The following is a 16,920-nucleotide window of genomic DNA, read 5'->3' on the forward strand; positions in this document are numbered from 1 at the left end:
CTAGCGGTGCCGCTCGGCGACCGGTTCGCGGTACAGGGTCAGCACGTCGCGGCGGCGGCCGGCGAACAACCGTTCGCGGGGAACTCCGCCGGGCACCGCCACGCCGCCCTGCCCGCGCCAGTCGGTGACCAGCGCGTCGACGGCGCGGATCTGCTTGTCGGTGAGCTCGCACGCGCCCCCTGCGAGCAGCCAGCGCCGGATCACCCTGCGCCGCACCGCAGCGGGCAGCGGCGTCAGCGCGGCGACGGGCAGGCCGGCGCCGCCCGCGGCGACGAAGGTCTGCGCCGCGAGGTTGTCGAGGGCGTCGGTGTCCTCACGCAGCGCGGTGGCCGTGCGGGCCAGCGCTTCGGCCACGCCGCCGCCGAGCACGTCCTCCAGCAGCGGAAGCACCTCGGCGCGCAGCCGCACCCGGGTGTAGCGGGGGTCGCTGTTGTGCGGGTCCTGCCACGCGGGCAGGCCGAGCTCGTCGCACGCCCGGTGGGTGACCTCGCGCCGGATCCCCAGCAGCGGCCGGCACCACGGCGGGTCGTAGCGGCGCATCCCCGCCAGGGAGCGGGCGCCCGAGCCCCGGCCCAGACCGAGCAGCACCGTCTCGGCCTGGTCGTCGAGCGTGTGCGCGAGCAGTACCGGCGCGCCGTGCCGAGCGGTGTCGAGCGCGGCGTACCGGGCGGCGCGGGCCGCGCCCTCCGGACCGCCGTGCGTGCCGACGTCGACCGGGAGAACCTGTGCCCCAACACATCCCAGGCTCAGCGCCTGACCGCGCGCTGTCGCCGCGACGCGGTCGGAATCCGGCTGCAGCCGGTGATCGACGATCAACGCCGTGGTCGGCCGCAGAGCCGCCGCGACCGCCGTCAGAGCCAGCGAATCGGGGCCGCCGGACAAGGCGACGCACCACGGCCCGGACACGTCAGGATGGTCACCGAGGAAACCGGTCAGCGCGGTGCGCAGCGCGGCTACAGCACCCTGTCGATCCATCGCTGCGGTTCGTCGATCTCGGTGGGCAGCGGCAGGCTTTCGGCGTCGGTCCAGACCGCGTTGAAGCGGGCCATACCGACCCTGCCCACCACGTGGTCGACGAACGCCTTGCCCCTGGTGTACTGACTCAGTTTCGCGTCGACACCCAGCAGTGCGCGCAGCAGTCGTTGCAGCGGTGGCTGTTTGCGTTGCCTGCGCTGATCGAACCGGTGCCGGATCGAGGCCACCGACGGCACCACGGCAGGGCCGACGGCGTCCATCACGTGTTCGGCGTGCCCTTCGAGCAGGGTGCCCAGCACCAGCAGACGGTCCAGCGCCTGCCGCTGCGGCTCGGATTGCACGGCCCGCAGAAGACCGAGAATCCCACCCGAATTCGGTTCCTGCTCATCGGCTTTGGTGCGGCGGTCACGCACGTACTCGGCGAGCCGGCCCGCCATCTGGGGCAGGTCGTCGCCGGCGTCCTCGGTCAGCACCGCCAGCGCCTTCGACATGTGGTCGGCCAGCCACGGATTGGCCCGGAATTGCACCCGGTGGGTAACCTCGTGCAGACACACCCACATCCGGAAGTCCTTGGGCAGCACCCGAAGTTGACGCTCGACGGCGATCACGTTCGGGTACACCAGCAACAGTTCGCCGCCGCCGGCCGCAAACGGGTCGTACTGGCCGAGGATCCCCGACGACACGAAGGCCAGCACCGCCCCGGTCTGCGCGCCGGCGATGCGGCCGGTCAGCACGTGGGGTCTGACGTCGTCGCCCTGCCCGCCTGTCATCACCCGCATCGACTGCGCCGCAGCGCGGATCCACTCGGGACGGTTGAGCACCCGGGCCTCGGGGATCTCGCCGCCCTCGATCAGGCCGGTCGTCTCCCGCACCGGCAGCTCGGAGGCGCGGGCCGCCTCGGCGAGCTGGTCGACGACCTGCCTGCGGGTGTACTCGGTGGCCGGCGGCTCAGGACGGGCCAATTTGCCGCCGAGCGCGGCGGCCAGCTTCCAGTCCACCGCGCGACCGACGGTGAGCCCGGACTTCGACGCCGCGCTCATGAGCGGCATCCGCAGGTCCGCAGCGTCGCGGCGAACGCGTCGAGGGCGGTGCGCCCCGTCGGGCCGGCGTCGTTGGACAGCAGCGCGAAGGTCAGCACCCGCCCGCTCTCTCCGGTCACGATCCCGGCCAGTGAGTTGGTGCCGGTCAGCGAGCCCGTCTTGGCCCGCAGGTATCCCGCTGCGGCGCGGCCGTCCTCGCTGTCGAGGTACCGGTTGGACAGGGTGCCGCTGCCTCCGGCGATGGGCAGCAGGTCCACGAGCGGGCGCAGCGCGGGCTCGTCGTCACCCGCCGCGGCCTGCACCACTTCGTCGAGCGTCTCGGCGGTCAGCCGGTCGTCGACCGACAGACCGCTGGAGTCCAGCAGCCGCGCGCCGGCGGTGTCGATACCGGCGTCTTCCAGGGCGCCCAGCACTGCGCGAGACGCGCCGGCGAAGCTCTGCGGCTCACCGGTCGCGGCGGCGACCTCGCGGCCGATCGATTCGGCCATCACGTTGTCGGAGAAGTTCATCATGTCGCGCAGCCGTTGCATCAGAGGCGGCGACTGCACCGATGCGATCTCGGTGCCGCGGGACGCCGAGGTCGTCACCGTGACCTTGGCCGGATCGAGCCGCAGCGCCACGGCCAGCGCCCGGCCCGCGTCCAACGCCGGTGTCCTGGACCGCCGCGATTCGACACTCACCGGCTGTGTCCGGCCACCGTCGAGCATGATCGACTCGATCGGCGCGATGTCGCCGCCGTCGATGTCCAGCGGGTCCCAGCCGGGCGCCATGGTCGGTCCGGTGTAGGCGCTGACGTCGACCTGGACGGTCGTGACGTCGACGCCGCTGCGGCGCACCTGGTCGGCCAAATCGACGATCCGCGCCGCGTCGCGATACCAGGTGTCGACGTTGCGGGGCGCGGCCGACAGGGTCTGGTCGCCGCCGCCGACGAGTACCACCACGCCCGGCGTCGTGGAGAGCACGCGCGTGGTCAACCTGACGTCGCGGTCCAGGGTCAGCAGCGCTGCTGCCGCGGTCAGCAGCTTGTTCGTCGACGCGGGCTGCATCGGCACCCCGGCGCCCTGCGCCCACAGCTGCTCACCGGTCAGCGCGTCGGTGATGCGTCCGGTGAACCTGCCCAGATCGGGATTGGCCAGCACCTCGCGCAGCGCGCGGGTCAGGCCTTCGGGGGTGGGTTTGTCGGCGGAATCCGAGACCGGTTCGACGGCCGGTGCCGCGGTCGCCGGGGCGGGCGCCGGCTCGACGGCGACCTGGTCGGCCCTCTGCCCGGTGGCCACCAACGCGGCGGCCGCGACGACCACGACGACGAGCAGCAGAACCACCGCCCCGACGACCACATACGTGGATCGCCGCCACCGCGTGGGCCGCATGTTTCTCCTGATCTCGATCGTCTGGCCGAGCCACCCCTGTAGAGCAGCGTATCCCTCGTTTAGGGTTAACCCGCGTCGTCAGCCGACGCCCCCGCCCCAGCACAGTAGGAGTCACGGCGTGCAGTTCGATGTCCTCATCGAGATCCAGAAGGGTTCCCGCAACAAGTACGAGGTGGACCACGACAGCGGCAAGGTGAAGCTGGACCGCTACCTGTTCACCTCGTTCGGCTATCCGACGGACTACGGCTACATCGAGGACACCCTCGGCGAGGACGGCGATCCGTTGGACGCGCTGGTGTTGCTGCCCGAGCCGGTGTTCCCGGGGTGCATCGTCGAGGCCCGTCCCGTCGGCATGTTCCGGATGGAAGACGAGAAGGGCGGCGACGACAAGGTGCTGTGCGTGCTCGCCGATCCCCGCTGGGACCACATCCAGGACATCGGCGACGTGTCGGACTTCGAGCTCGACGCGATCAAGCACTTCTTCGTGCACTACAAGGACCTGGAGCCGGGCAAGTTCGTCAAGGCCGCCGACTGGGTGGGCCGCGAGGAGGCCGAGGCCGAGGTACAGCGCTCGATCGAGCGCTTCAAGGCCGAAGGGCACTGACCTCCCCCTCGCGAGCAGACACAAACTCGCACCATCGGACCCGATTTCGTGCGATTTTGTGTCTGCTCGCGCAGGTGTGGCGGCGCCCCTGCGCGAATTTGCGTGGCTGTAACACGGTGTAACGCCTGCGCCGCTTGACCGGCCGATCATTGCGGTGTGTTGCTGCATCAGGGGATCGGGCTGGACGCTTTCAACGCCCTTCCGATGCGCCGCGCCGTCCACGCGGTCTTCGAATGCTGTTACAGCGTGCCGCTGGCCGCCGACCTGGCCCGCGCCCGGCCGTTCGACACCCACGACCGGTTGTTCCGCTTCGCCGACACCCTGCTGTTCGGGCTGAGCGAGGAGTCGATCGACTCGATCCTGCAGGCCTACCCGGACGTGGGCAGACGGCCGGGCAGCGAGAAGTCCCAAGCCGAGCAGTGTGCGATCACCGACGAACGTCCCGAGGTGATGGCCGAACTCGCGACCGCGTCGAAGAAGTACCTCAATCATTTCGGGTTCGGCTTCGTGATGTTCATCAACGGCTACGGCGCCGACGTGGTTCTTGAGACCATGCGGGACCGGCTACACAACGACTACGAGACCGAACGCAAGGTGGTCCGCAACGAGCTGGCGCGGATCAACCGGACCCGGCTCGAGCGCATGCTGGGCCCTGAGGGCGGTTACGACAACTGGTGAGCTCGCCCCAGGCCCGGCGGGTGCGCCTAATGTCTCTGCCATGGGTGAGGTGTCCGGCCGCTGGAATCCCCGCTTCGACGCGCTGGCCGAGGCGTTGGCCGACGAGGTCGCCGCCGGGGAGGAGCTCGGGGCGTCGATCGCCGTCGACGTCGACGGCGAACTGGTCGCCGACATGTGGGCCGGCCACGCCGACCGGGCGAAAACCGTTGACTGGCAACAAGATACGATCGTCAACTTCTGGTCCTGCACCAAGACGCTGACCGCGCTGGCGGCGCTGATGCTCGTCGACCGCGGCGAACTCGACCCTTTCTCCCCCGTCGCCCGCTACTGGCCGGAGTTCGCCGCCAACGGCAAGGCCAGCATCGAGGTGCGCCACCTGCTGTCCCACACGTCCGGGGTGTCGGGGTGGCAGACACCGTTTGGGGTGGAGGACATCTACGACTGGGCCACGGCGACGGCGCACCTGGCCGCGCAGGCGCCGTGGTGGCCGCCGGGGACCGCGTCGGGCTACCACGCCATGAACTACGGCCACCTGATCGGCGAGCTGGTGCGCCGTATCACCGGCACGACACTGAAGGATTTCGTCGCCGAGCAGATCGCGGCGCCGCTGTCGGCCGACGTGCAGATCGGGGCGCGGCCCGAGGACGCGTCCCGTATCGCCGAGTTGGTCGCCCCCCACCGCGCGACCGCGGCGTGGGCAAGCTGCCGCCCGACCACCCGGCGGTCAGGACGTTCGCGGCGTTCCCGCCCGGCGCGTACGGCGTGGCCCACGCCGAGACCGACGCGTGGCGACGGGCCGACATCGGCGGCGCCAACGGCCACGGCAACGCCCGCGGGCTGGTCCGTGCGTTGACTCCGGTCTCGCTGGGCGGCAGTGCGCACGGGGTCCGGCTGCTCGGCCCGAGCACCATCGAGCTGATCTTCACCGAACAGTCCCACGGCATGGATCAGGTGCTGTTCGTGCCGCTGCGCTTCGGCATCGGATTCGGCCTGCCCACGCCCGAGCGCGTGCGGGCTGTCCCGGCCGGCACCGTCTGCTGGTGGGGCGGCTGGGGCGGTTCCCTGGTGGTGATGGACCTCGACCGGCGGGCGACGTTCGCCTACGTGATGAACAAGATGGGCGAGGGCACCACCGGCACCGCCCGCACGGTGCGCTACGCGGCGCTGATCGACGCCGCGCTTCAGGACGCGCGCGGCTGATCGCGCGCGGCGAGGCGGCCGAGCACGTCGCGGCCCACCGTGCCGAGATCCTGACGGGGAGTGGCCGGAATCAGAGTCACGCCGTCGGCCACCTCCGCCGACGCGATGTCGGCGATCAGTCCTGCCAGACCGTCCACGGTGCCGGCGTAGTGCACCGTCCCGGAATCGGCCGGACCCAGCACCTGCTGCGCCGACCGGAAATCGCCTGCGACGGCGACGGTGACGTCCAGGATCACCGCGACGTCGTCGGCGCCGGCGCGGATCCGGGCCCGCACCCGCCGGGCGTGCTGCAGGTCCTTGGCCGCCACCCGGACGATCTGCTGGTCGCCGTCGGTCAGCTCGCTCACGCCACCGTCATCTGCCACGAATAGCCGCACCCGGCCACGCTATCCAGCGCTGCCGGGCGCGACCCAGCGTTGTGATCAGCGAGAGTGCAACAATCGCACGCTCAGCGGCTCGGGTCGTGATGCGGATCCGGCACGGCCTTCTCCTCGGAGACCCCGTTTGAGCTGCCGTTCTTGCGTACGTCGTGCACGCGGGTCTTGTACAGGCTGGCCGCAGTCGTGATCAGCAGCGTGACCACGATCACGCCGAGGGACAGCAGTGTCGGGATCTCCGGCACCGGCACGTGCTCGCCGCCGTTGATGAACGGCAACTCGTTCTCGTGCAGCGCGTGCAACAGCAGCTTGATCCCGATGAAGCCCAGGATGAACGCCAGCCCCTGCGAAAGGTACACCAGCCGCTTGAGCATGTCGCCGAGCAGGAAGTACAGCTGCCGCAGCCCCATCAGGGCGAACACATTGGCGGTGAACACCAGGTACGGCTCGCGGGTCAGACCGTAGATCGCCGGGATGGAATCGAGCGCGAACAGCAGGTCGGTGGTACCCAACGCGACGATGACCAGGAACATCGGCGTCATCAGCCGCTGGCCGTTCTCTTTCACCCACAACCGCAGGCCGTCCCACTGGTCGGTGAACTTCATCCGCTTCTGCGCGAAGCGCACCACCGCGTTGTCGGCGTCGTCGTCGTGGTCGGTGTCCTTGACCAGCTTGATCGCGGTGTAGAGCAGGAACGCGCCGAAGATGTAGAACACCCACGAGAACTGGTTGATGGCCACCGCGCCGAGCGCGATGAAGATGCCGCGGAAGATCAGCGCCAGGATGATGCCGACGAGCAGCGCCTGCTGCTGGTAGATCTTCGGCACGTTGAAGCTGGCCATGATGATCAGAAAGATGAACAGGTTGTCCACCGACAGGCTGTATTCGGTGAGCCAGCCCGCGAAGAACTCCACACCGTACTGGCTGCCGTGGAAGAACCAGGTCCACAGCCCGAACGCGATCGCCAGGCCGACATAAAACGTCAGGGCCGTGGCCGTCTCACGCCGAGGCGGCTCGTGGGGGCGACGCCCGATCACGATCACGTCGAACAGCAGGATCGCGATTGTCACGGTGAGCGTGATGCCCCACTCGAGACCACTTACGTTCATCAAACCTCCGGTCGTCGTCAAACGCCGGAGGTCTCTTCCACCACCGCCTGCGGCGGTAGGCCCACGGCACCGGTCATCCCAGGTGGGACGACGTGATGACGACACCGTGGCGAAGGAATACTCCCCTCCAAGCGGCTCATTGTGCCAGTCGGTCGCCCGACACGCGAAATGAGCGGCCCAGGGGCGTGAGGCGACTCCGAACGCTGAGTAGTTTGTACCCGTGACGGCCGCGGATCGAACTCCTGAGATCCCCACTCAATACCTGCTGTCGGAGTTCGCTCCCCCGCCCCGCACGCTCATCGACATCCTCTACGACACCGCGCGCCGGTACCCCGACGCGCCGGCGCTCGATGACGGGACCGTGCAGCTCACCTACGCCGAGCTCGTCGCCGACGTCGAGGACAGCGTGGCCTGGCTGGGGGCCCGCGGGATCGGCCGCGGCGACCGCATCGGGATCCGGATGCCGTCCGGCAGTTACGCGCTCTACGTCGCGATCCTGGCGACCCTGGCCACCGGCGCGGCGTACGTGCCCGTCGACGCCGACGATCCGCAGGAGCGCGCCGACCTGGTCTTCACCGAGGCCCAGGTGGTCGCGGTGATCACCGAACGCGGCCTGGTGCGCGGGCCCGGCTCGTCGCGCGGCTGGCGCGCGACGGCGCCACTGACCCGCGACGACGCATGGATCATCTTCACGTCGGGTTCGACCGGCACGCCCAAGGGGGTGGCCGTCACCCACCGCAGCGCGGCGGCATTCGTCGACGCCGAGGCGCAGATGTTCCTCAAGGACAATCCGCTCGGCCCGGGCGACCGGGTGCTGGCGGGCCTGTCGGTGGCGTTCGACGCGTCGTGCGAGGAGATGTGGCTGGCATGGCGGCACGGGGCCTGTCTGGTGCCCGCGCCCCGGTCGCTGGTGCGCAGCGGGATGGACCTCGGACCGTGGCTGGTGTCCCGGGACATCACCGTCGTGTCGACGGTGCCGACGCTGGCGGCGCTGTGGCCGGCCGAGGCACTGGAGTCGGTGCGGCTGCTGATCTTCGGGGGCGAGGCCTGTCCGCCCGAACTCGCCGAGCGGCTCGCCGCCGGCCCCGACTCGGCCGGCCGCGAGGTGTGGAACACCTACGGGCCGACCGAGGCGACCGTCGTAGCGTGTGCGGCACGTCTGGACGGTTCCGGCGGGCAGGTCAGCATCGGGCTGCCGCTTCCCGGCTGGGACCTGGCCGTGGTCGACAAGGACGGCCGGCCGGTCGGCCTCGGCGAGGTCGGCGAGCTCGTCATCGGCGGTGTCGGCCTGGCCCGCTATCTCGACCAGGACAAGGACTCCGAGAAATACGCGCCCATGCCCACTCTGGCCGGACACGGGCATTGGAGTCGCGCGTACCGCAGCGGGGACCTGGTGCGGCTGGAACCGGACGGTCTGTATTTCGTCGGCCGCGCCGACGACCAGGTCAAGGTCGGCGGCCGCCGCATCGAGCTCGGCGAAGTGGACACCGCGCTGGTGCACCTGCCCGAGGTCACCGGCGGCGCCGCGGCGGTGCGGCGCACCGCGTCCGGGACACCGCTGCTGGTCGGCTACATCGCGGTCGCCCCGGATCTGGACGGCGAGTTCGACGTCGCCACCGCCCGGGCCCGGCTGGCGGAGTCCCTGCCCGCGGCGCTGGTTCCGCGTCTGGTGGTGGTCGACGAACTGCCCACCCGCACGTCCGGCAAGGTCGACCGCGACGCGCTGCCCTGGCCCGTCGGCGACGCGGATGCCGAGCAGGGTACCGACTTGGGCGGCGGCACGCTCGGCTGGCTGGCCGGGGTGTGGCGGGAGGTGCTCGCGGCGCCCGTCGACGGGCCCGAGGCGGATTTCTACGCCCTCGGCGGCGGTTCGCTGTCGGCTGCCCAGCTGGTCGCCGCGCTGCGACAACACTATCCGCAGGTCACCGTCGCCGACGTCTACGACCATCCGCGGCTGGGGTCGCTGGCCGGTTACCTCGACGAGTTGGAGCCGCCCCCGGTGGTCACCACTCGCGAGGTCGCGCCGGTGCCTCGGCTGACGCAGGCCGCGCAGGTGGCGCTGACCGTGCCGCTGGCGCTGCTGACCGGCATGCAGTGGATGGTGTGGCTGGCCGTCGCCAACAACGCCGCGGCGGCGCTGCACCTCGCCGACTGGGTGCGTCCGGTCAGCTGGTGGTGGATCCTGGCCGGCTTCCTGCTGTTCGTGACCCCGCCGGGCCGGATGAGCATCGCGGTGTTCGGCGCGCGGGTGCTGATCGGCAACCTGCAACCCGGCACCTACCGCCGCGGCGGGCCCACCCATCTGCGGGTGTGGCTGGCCGAACGACTGGCCGAGGCCAGCGGCGCGGAGAACATGGCCGGGGCGCCGTGGCTGGTCTACTACGCCCGGGCGCTGGGCAACAGCGTCGGCAACGGCGTCGACCTGCACTCGGCGCCGCCGGTGACGGGCATGCTGACCCTCGGACACCGCTGTTCCATCGAGCCCGAGGTGGACCTGGCCGGACACTGGATCGACGGCGACCAGTTCCACGTCGGCCCGATCACCGTCGGCAACGACGCGACCGTCGGGGCGCGGACCACGCTGCTGCCCGGGGCCGTGGTCGGCAAGAACGCTGACGTCGCACCCGGTTCGGCCGTGGTCGGCAAGGTGAAGAACGGCCAGTACTGGAAGGGCTCGCCGGCGGTGAAATCGGGCAAGGCCAGGCATCCGTGGCCGGATCACCGCCCGCCCAGGGCGCCGCTGTGGGTGGCCGTGTACGGCGTGACGTCGGTGCTGCTGGCTGCGTTGCCGCTGGCGGCGCTGGCCGCCGGGCTGGCCGTGATCGGCTGGGGTGTGCGCGGCACCGCGACGGTGACGGCGGCGATCGGGCCGGCACTGCTGTGGCTGGTGCCGGCCACCGCGGCGGCGCTGCTGGTGTACGCGGTACTCACCGTGCTGGGGGTGCGGATGCTGTCGGTCGGGCTCGACGACGGCTACCACCCGGTGCGCAGCCGCCCGGGCTGGCAGCTGTGGGCTATCGAACGTCTGATGGACGGCGCGCGCAACTACCTGTTCCCGATCTACGCCAGTCTGCTGACCCCGTGGTGGCTTCGACTGCTCGGCGCGAAGGTCGGCAAGGGCACCGAGATCTCGACGGCGCTGGTGATCCCGAAGTTCACCGTGGTCGAGGACGGCGCGTTCCTGGCCGATGACACCATGGTCGGGTCCTACGAACTCGGCGGCGGCTGGATCCACGTCGCCCCCGCCACCGTCGGCAAAAGGGCGTTCCTGGGCAACTCGGGGATCACCCAGCCCGGGCGCCGCGTGCCCGACGACGGTCTGGTGGCCGTGCTGTCGGCCACCCCGCACAAGGCCAAGGCCGGTTCGTCGTGGCTGGGCAGCCCGCCGGTGCGGTTGCGCCGCAAGCCGACCGCGGCCGACGCGCTGCGCACGTTCCATCCGTCGGCGCGGCTGAAGGTGCTGCGCGCCGTCGTGGAGACGTTCCGATTCGTGCCGCTGGTGGTGACCTTCGCGATCGGGATCGCGGTGCTGCTCGTGCTGCAGTATCTGGTGGTGACGTTCGGATGGGTGTGGGCGGCGTTGGCCACCGCACCGGTCCTGCTGGGCGCCGGCGCGGTCGCCGGAGCTGTCGCCGTACTCGCGAAATGGCTTGTGGTGGGCCGGATCGGCGCGATCGAGCACCCGCTGTGGTCGCCGTTCGTGTGGCGCAACGAGGTCTCGGACACCTTCGTCGAGACGGTGGCGGCACCGTGGTTCGCGCGCGCGGCATCGGGTACGCCGGTGATGAACCTGTGGTTGCGGGCCCTGGGCGCGAAGATCGGACGTGGCGTGTGGTGTGAGACGTACTGGCTGCCCGAGGCCGATCTGGTGACGCTGGCCGACGGCGCCACCGTCAACCGCGGCTGCGTGGTGCAGACCCATCTGTTCCACGACAGGATCATGCGGATGGACACCGTGGCGCTGGATCGGGGTGCGACGCTCGGGCCGCACTGCGTCGCGTTGCCGGCGGCGCGCATCGGGGCAGGCGCCACCGTCGGGCCCGCGTCGCTGGTGATGCGCGGCGACGAGGTGCCCCCGTCGACCCGGTGGCAGGGCAATCCGATCGCACCGTGGCTGCCGTCACGCAAGAAGCGTTCGGAGACTTCGGAATCCAAGTCCAAGAAGTCTACGGCCGCGTGACGGCGCGCAAGAGGGCCGCCAAGAAGGGCACCGCGCCGGTCATCGACCCGTACCTGCCCGGCTCGGGCAACTTCGGCTACCGGGTGTCGCGCTACGAGCTCGAGCTGGAGTACAAGGTGGCGATCAACCGGCTCTCGGGCACGGCCACCATCACCGCGGTCACGCTGGCCGAGCTCAAGACGTTCACCCTGGACCTGTCCGACGCGCTGTCGGTCGCGAAGGTCACCGTGAACGGCAAACGGCCGGCCCAGTTCCGGGCCTCGCACGGCAAGCTGCACATCAGCCTCAGCGACCGTCTGCCCGCGGGGGCGGCGTTGACCGTCGGAGTGCGTTACGGCGGTACCCCGCGGCCCATCCGATCCCTGTGGGGCGAGGTCGGTTTCGAGGAGCTCACCGAAGGGGTGCTGGTCGCCGGCCAGCCCAACGGTGCGTCCTCGTGGTTCCCGTGCGACGACCATCCCAGCGCCAAGGCCAGCTTCCGCGTCCAAATCGCCACCGAGAGCCCCTATTTCGCGCTGGCCAACGGCAAGCTGCTGGACCGTCGGGCCCGTGCGGGAATGACCACCTGGGTCTATGAACAGGCCGAGCCGACCTCGACATACCTGATTACGTTGCAGGTCGGCATGTACGGGCGGCACCGCATGGCCAAGAACGGCGTGGAGATGTTCGCGGTGCTGCCCGACCGGCTGCGCGAGGAGTTCGACCACGACTTCGGCCGCCAGCCGCAGATGATGAAGCTGTTCACCAAGCTGTTCGGGCCATACCCCCTGGCCACCGGCTACACCGTGGTGGTCACCGATGACGACCTCGAGATACCCCTTGAGGCACAGGGCATTTCGATCTTCGGCGCCAACCACTGCGACGGCAACCGCAGATCCGAGCGGTTGATCGCCCACGAGCTGGCGCACCAGTGGTTCGGCAACTCGGTCACCGTGCAACGCTGGCGCCACATCTGGTTGCACGAAGGCTTCGCCTGCTACGCCGAATGGCTGTGGTCCGAGCACAGCGGTGACCGCACGGCCGATCAGTGGGCCCGCCACTACCACGATCGGCTCAAGAACTCTCCGCAGAACCTGGTGCTGGCCGACCCCGGCCCGCGCGACATGTTCGACGACCGCGTCTACAAGCGCGGCGCGCTGACCCTGCACGCGTTACGCCGCCGCCTCGGCGACACGGCTTTCTTTGCGCTGCTGAAGGATTGGGCGAATCGGTACCGGCACGCCAGCGTCGTCACCGACGACTTCGTAGGCCTGGCCGCCCAGTACACCGACGATTCGCTGCGCCCGCTGTGGACGGCGTGGCTGTACACACCGGAGGTCCCTGCGCTGGACGCCGGGACGTGACCGACGCGACGGCTGGACCTTCCGGCGCGGTCACCCGGGGCAGCGTGGTCCGGGTGGGGGTCGCGACGGCGCTGTCGGCGCTGTGCGGCTACGCGGTGTTGTATCTGGCGGCCCGAGACCTCGAACCCGCCGGGTTCTCGGTGTTCGGGGTGTTCTGGGGCGCGTTCGGGCTCGTGAGCGGCGCCGCGTTCGGGCTGCTGCAGGAGACCACCCGCGAGGTGCGGTCACCGTCGGCGGCCCCGGACGGCAAGCGCACCCACCCGATGCGGGTCGCCGCGGGCGTCGGGCTCGGGGCCGCCGCGGTGATCGCGGTGACGGCGCCGGTGTGGTCCGGTCACGTGTTCGCCGACGCGCGCACACTGAGCGTGCTGCTGCTCACTGCGGGCCTGGCCGGCTTCTGCCTGCACACCACGCTGCTGGGCGCGCTGGCCGGGATGAACCGCTGGTCGGAGTACGGCGCGCTGATGGTCGCCGACGCGGTGCTGCGGGTGGTGGTCGCCGCGGCGACCTTCGCGCTGGGCTGGGGCCTTGGCGGTTATCTGTGGGCGACGGTCGCGGGGGCGTTCGCCTGGCTGCTGATGCTGCCGGTGTCCCCGGGCGCCCGGGCGGCGGCCCGGCTGCTGACACCCGGAGGGACGGTCACCTTCCTGCGCGGCGCCGGACACTCGATCGCCGCGGCCGGCGCCAGCGCGGTGCTGGTGATGGGTTTTCCGGTACTGCTCAAGGCCACCTCCGGCGACCTCGGCGCCGCCGGCGGAGTGGTGATCCTGGCGGTGACCCTGACGCGGGCGCCGCTGCTGGTCCCGCTGACCGCGATGCAGGGCAATCTGATCGCCCACTTCGTCGACCAGCGCGCCCACCGGCTCAGGGCGCTCGTCGCCCCGTCAGCGGCGGTCGCCACGCTGGGGGCCGTCGGCGTCGTGCTGGCTGGCGCGTTCGGGCCGTGGCTGCTGCGCGAGGCGTTCGGGCCCCGGTACCACGCCGACGGCAGCCTGCTGGCCTGGTTGACCGCGGCGGCGGTCGCGATCGCGTTGTTGACGCTGACGGGAGCGGCCACTGTGGCAGCGGCGCTGCACCGCGCCTATGCCGCCGGGTGGGTGATCGCGACGGTGGCGTCGGCGCTGTTGCTGCTGCTCCCGCTCGATCTGGAGGTGCGCACGGTGGTGGCGCTGTTGTGCGGTCCGCTGCTGGGCATCGCCGTGCATCTGGGCGCACTCGTTACGGTGGCATACCGACCACTCGATTCCCCGCGAGCGACGACGAAGGAGACACCGTGACCTGGTTGGTGACCGGCGGCGCCGGATACATCGGCGCACATGTGGTGCGGGCACTGCGCGGCGCCGGGCTGGGCGTCGTCGTGATCGACGACCTGTCCACCGGCCTCGCACAGTTCGTCCCGGGCGGGGTGCCGTTCGTGCAGGCGAACCTGCTCGACGCGGCTGCGGTGCGGGCGACGCTGGCCGAGTACGGCGTGAGCGGAATCATTCACATCGCCGGCTACAAGTACGCCGGCGAGTCGGTGCACCGGCCGCTGCACACCTATCAGCAGAATGTGTCCGCGATGGTCACGCTGCTGGACGCGGCCACGGCCGCCGGAATCGAGAAGGTGGTGTTCTCCTCGAGCGCGGCGACCTACGGGACCCCGGACACCGAGGTCGTCGACGAGACCACCGCCACCCGGCCGGAGTCGCCCTACGGGGAGAGCAAGCTGATCGGCGAGTGGCTGCTGCGCGACATCGGCATCGCCACCGCATTGCGCCACACCAGCCTGCGCTACTTCAACGTCGTCGGGTCCGGTTCCGACGACGTATTCGATGTCAGCCCGTTCAACCTGTTCCCGAAGGTGTTCGACATGCTGTTGAGCGGCCAGACCCCGCGGATCAACGGCGACGACTACCCCACCCCGGACGGCACCTGCGTGCGCGACTACGTCCACGTCTGCGACATCGCCGCCGCCCATGTCGCGGCCGCCCGCCGCCTCGACGACGGGCAATCCGTCGAGCCGGTCTACAACCTCGGCAGCGGGTCGGGGACCTCGGTGCGGGAGATCATGACCACGATGCGCGCGGTGACCGGCGTCGACTTCGAGCCTGAGGTCGCGCCGCGCCGGCCCGGTGACCCGGCCCGCATCGTCGCGGTCGGCGAGCTGGCCGCGCGCGATCTGGACTGGCGGATGCGGCATTCGCTGACCGACATGGTGGCGTCGGCGTGGTCAGCACGCCGGGCAGCCGGGCCGGCGTATCCCACTGCCGGGGCGGTCTCCTGACAGCCGCGCACAATTGGGTCGGCCGCACCGCGGTGGCGCTGATCGCGCTGCAGTTGGTGATCCGGGCGGTGCTGGCGTTCGGCGGCTACTTCTACTGGGACGACCTCATTCTCGTGGGGCGGGCGGGCACCCAGCCGCTGTGGTCGCCGGGCTACCTCTTCGACGACCACGACGGGCACGTGATGCCCGGGGCGTTCCTGGTCGCCGGGGTGATCACCCGCCTGTCGCCGCTGAACTGGATCTGGCCGGCAGTGAGCCTGGTCGTCCTCGCGTTGCTGGCCTCGCTGGCACTGCTGCGCGCGCTGTATGTGATCCTGGGCTGGCGCCCGGTGTTACTGGTGCCGTTGACGTTCGCGTTGTTCACCCCGCTGGCGGTACCCGGATTTGCGTGGTGGGCCGCGGGGCTGAACTCGCTGCCGATGCTGGCCGGGATGTCGTGGGTGTGCGCCGAGGCGATCCTGTTGGTGCGCACCGGAGACCGGCGCCACGCGTGGTCCGGCGCGATCGTGTTCCTGGGTGCGCTGCTGTTCTTCGAGAAGTCGGCGATCATCCCGTTCGTCGCGTTCGTGGTCGTGGCGCTGTACGGATATGTGACGGCCACGGCCACGGTCCGCGAGGTGTGGCGCCGCGGCCTGGCGCTGTGGACCGCGACGGCCGCGCTGACCGTGGCCTGGATCGGGGTCTATCTGCTGGTTGTCGACCAGCAGCGGTGGAGCTTCGACCTCGCGATGACGTGGGATCTGTTGTCCCGCTCCTTCACCCACGGCATCGTGCCCGGTCTGGTCGGCGGGCCGTGGGACTGGCAGCGGTGGGCTCCGGCGTCGCCGTGGGCGACGCCGCCGGTGACGGTGATGGTGCTCGGCTGGCTGGCCCTCGGCGCGGTGGTCGCGGTGTCGCTGTCACGCAAGCGGCGCCTCGGCCCGGTGTGGTTGGCCGCGCCGGGCTACGCGGTGGTCTGTCAGGTTCCGATCTATCTGATGCGCTCGTCGCGGTTCACCGCGCTGGAGTTGGCCCAGACGTTGCGGTACCTGCCCGATCTGGTCGTGGTGCTGGCGCTGCTGGCCGCCGTCGGGCTGTGCGCGCCCAACCGGGAGAGCCCGCGCGGGCTCGACCACTCCACCCGTCGAACCGTCATAACAGTTTGTGCGGCAACGGTTTTCGTGGCCAGCAGCCTGTACTCGACATCGACCTTTCTGACCAGCTGGCGTGACAACCCCGCGCAGCCGTATCTGCAGAACGCGCGGGCCGGGTTGGCGCGGGCGCGGGCGTCATCGGACGCGCCGATGCTCGATCAGGAGGTGGACCCGCTGGTGCTGCAGCGGGTGGCCTGGCCGGAGAACCTGGTCTCGCACATGTTCGCGCTGCTGCCCGACCGTCCCGAGTTCGCCTCGGCCACCACCGATCTGCGCATGCTCGATGTCCACGGGAATCTCGTCGACGCGCTGGTGACGTGGGTCCGCAGCATCCGTCAGGGACCCGACCCGCAGTGCGGATATCTGGTGCAGCCCGATTTCCCGGTCCGTATGCCGCTGGACGGACCGCTGCTGCCCGCCGACTGGACGGTCGAACTGAATTACCTGGGCAACAGCGACGGCTCGATCACGGTGTCACTGTCGGAGGGGGAGGACGTCAGGGTCCCGGTACGGCCGGGACTCAACCGGGTCTACGTGCGGGTGCCCGGCGCCGGCGACGCGATCACCGTCAGCGCCAACACCGCGGCCCTGTCGGTGTGTGTGGCCTCGGGCCCGGTCGGGTTCGTCGCGCCGGTCTGACCCCGG

The 16,920-nt window shown here is 70.5% G+C and carries 12 protein-coding genes and 1 pseudogene; 8 read left to right on the plus strand and 5 right to left on the minus strand.

Translation table 11 applies throughout. The features are described from left to right. The 3 genes from tilS to dacB are packed head-to-tail and all read right to left on the minus strand — an operon-like array spanning nt 1 to nt 3,385. Nucleotides 1-975 (minus strand): tRNA lysidine(34) synthetase TilS, encoded by a 975-nt coding sequence (gene tilS / locus ACTWP6_RS06875; RefSeq protein WP_443187201.1) that lies wholly within the window; start codon nt 973-975, stop codon nt 1-3. Further along, complete coding sequence (locus ACTWP6_RS06880; protein WP_443187202.1) at nt 954-2,015, minus strand: zinc-dependent metalloprotease; 1,062 nt, start codon at nt 2,013-2,015, stop codon at nt 954-956. The genes tilS and ACTWP6_RS06880 overlap by 22 nt, the downstream gene beginning before the upstream one ends. Then, on the minus strand, nt 2,012-3,385 hold the full coding sequence (dacB, locus tag ACTWP6_RS06885) for a D-alanyl-D-alanine carboxypeptidase/D-alanyl-D-alanine endopeptidase (RefSeq protein ID WP_443187203.1): 1,374 nt from the start codon (nt 3,383-3,385) through the stop codon (nt 2,012-2,014). Before dacB ends, ACTWP6_RS06880 begins: the two co-directional genes overlap by 4 nt. A gap of 118 nt (nt 3,386-3,503) precedes the next feature. Between dacB and ACTWP6_RS06890 the strand changes: the two genes are divergently transcribed. The 3 genes and pseudogenes from ACTWP6_RS06890 to ACTWP6_RS06900 all read left to right on the plus strand — a co-directional run bounded on the left by ACTWP6_RS06890 (nt 3,504) and on the right by ACTWP6_RS06900 (nt 5,867). Continuing rightward, the gene (locus tag ACTWP6_RS06890; protein ID WP_260755606.1) at nt 3,504-3,989 is read left to right on the plus strand and encodes an inorganic diphosphatase; all 486 of its coding nucleotides are present in this window, start codon (nt 3,504-3,506) and stop codon (nt 3,987-3,989) included. Between the two features lie 156 nt (nt 3,990-4,145). Then, a complete protein-coding gene (locus ACTWP6_RS06895; RefSeq protein WP_260755607.1) occupies nt 4,146-4,667 on the plus strand; it encodes a 2-oxo-4-hydroxy-4-carboxy-5-ureidoimidazoline decarboxylase in 522 nt (173 codons plus the stop codon). A 40-nt stretch (nt 4,668-4,707) separates the two neighbouring features. Then, nucleotides 4,708-5,867, plus strand: a pseudogene (locus tag ACTWP6_RS06900) (serine hydrolase domain-containing protein). Here ACTWP6_RS06900 and ACTWP6_RS06905 read toward each other — a convergent pair. Further along, nucleotides 5,849-6,214 (minus strand): hypothetical protein, encoded by a 366-nt coding sequence (locus ACTWP6_RS06905; RefSeq protein ID WP_443187204.1) that lies wholly within the window; start codon nt 6,212-6,214, stop codon nt 5,849-5,851. The pseudogene ACTWP6_RS06900 and the gene ACTWP6_RS06905 sit on opposite strands and share 19 nt — an antisense overlap. Before the next feature lie 101 nt (nt 6,215-6,315). After that, the gene (locus tag ACTWP6_RS06910; RefSeq protein WP_260755609.1) at nt 6,316-7,353 is read right to left on the minus strand and encodes a TerC family protein; all 1,038 of its coding nucleotides are present in this window, start codon (nt 7,351-7,353) and stop codon (nt 6,316-6,318) included. Nucleotides 7,354-7,573: 220 nt separating this feature from the next. On the opposite strand from ACTWP6_RS06910, the gene ACTWP6_RS06915 reads away from it, so the two are divergent. Genes ACTWP6_RS06915 through ACTWP6_RS06935 form a run of 5 tightly spaced genes read left to right on the plus strand, consistent with a single transcriptional unit; the run spans nt 7,574 to nt 16,914 of the window. Then, the gene (locus ACTWP6_RS06915) at nt 7,574-11,533 is read left to right on the plus strand and encodes a Pls/PosA family non-ribosomal peptide synthetase (RefSeq protein ID WP_443187205.1); all 3,960 of its coding nucleotides are present in this window, start codon (nt 7,574-7,576) and stop codon (nt 11,531-11,533) included. Further along, nucleotides 11,530-12,876, plus strand: a complete 1,347-nt coding sequence (locus ACTWP6_RS06920; RefSeq protein ID WP_260755611.1) for a M1 family metallopeptidase — start codon at nt 11,530-11,532, stop codon at nt 12,874-12,876. The genes ACTWP6_RS06915 and ACTWP6_RS06920 overlap by 4 nt, the downstream gene beginning before the upstream one ends. Continuing rightward, nucleotides 12,873-14,153, plus strand: a complete 1,281-nt coding sequence (locus tag ACTWP6_RS06925; protein ID WP_443187206.1) for a hypothetical protein — start codon at nt 12,873-12,875, stop codon at nt 14,151-14,153. The genes ACTWP6_RS06920 and ACTWP6_RS06925 overlap by 4 nt, the downstream gene beginning before the upstream one ends. Next, nucleotides 14,150-15,142 carry a UDP-glucose 4-epimerase GalE gene (gene galE / locus ACTWP6_RS06930; protein ID WP_443187207.1) on the plus strand — a complete coding sequence of 331 codons (993 nt, stop codon included), beginning with the start codon at nt 14,150-14,152 and terminating at the stop codon, nt 15,140-15,142. Before ACTWP6_RS06925 ends, galE begins: the two co-directional genes overlap by 4 nt. Next, nucleotides 15,139-16,914, plus strand: coding sequence for a hypothetical protein (locus ACTWP6_RS06935; RefSeq protein ID WP_443187261.1), 1,776 nt, complete (start codon nt 15,139-15,141; stop codon nt 16,912-16,914). The genes galE and ACTWP6_RS06935 overlap by 4 nt, the downstream gene beginning before the upstream one ends. Nucleotides 16,915-16,920 lie beyond the last annotated feature (6 nt).

The sequence above is a fragment of the Mycobacterium sp. 4D054 genome (genome assembly GCF_052245755.1).
Classification (GTDB): domain Bacteria; phylum Actinomycetota; class Actinomycetes; order Mycobacteriales; family Mycobacteriaceae; genus Mycobacterium.

What these genes read in the sequence shown, in the direction of transcription:
- ACTWP6_RS06880 (WP_443187202.1), bottom strand. Translation starts at nt 2,015, where the DNA reads ATGAGCGCGGCGTCGAAGTCCGGGCTCACCGTCGGTCGCGCGGTGGAC.
- tilS (WP_443187201.1), bottom strand. Translation starts at nt 975, where the DNA reads ATGGATCGACAGGGTGCTGTAGCCGCGCTGCGCACCGCGCTGACCGGT.
- ACTWP6_RS06910 (WP_260755609.1), bottom strand. Translation starts at nt 7,353, where the DNA reads ATGAACGTAAGTGGTCTCGAGTGGGGCATCACGCTCACCGTGACAATC.
- dacB (WP_443187203.1), bottom strand. Translation starts at nt 3,385, where the DNA reads ATGCGGCCCACGCGGTGGCGGCGATCCACGTATGTGGTCGTCGGGGCG.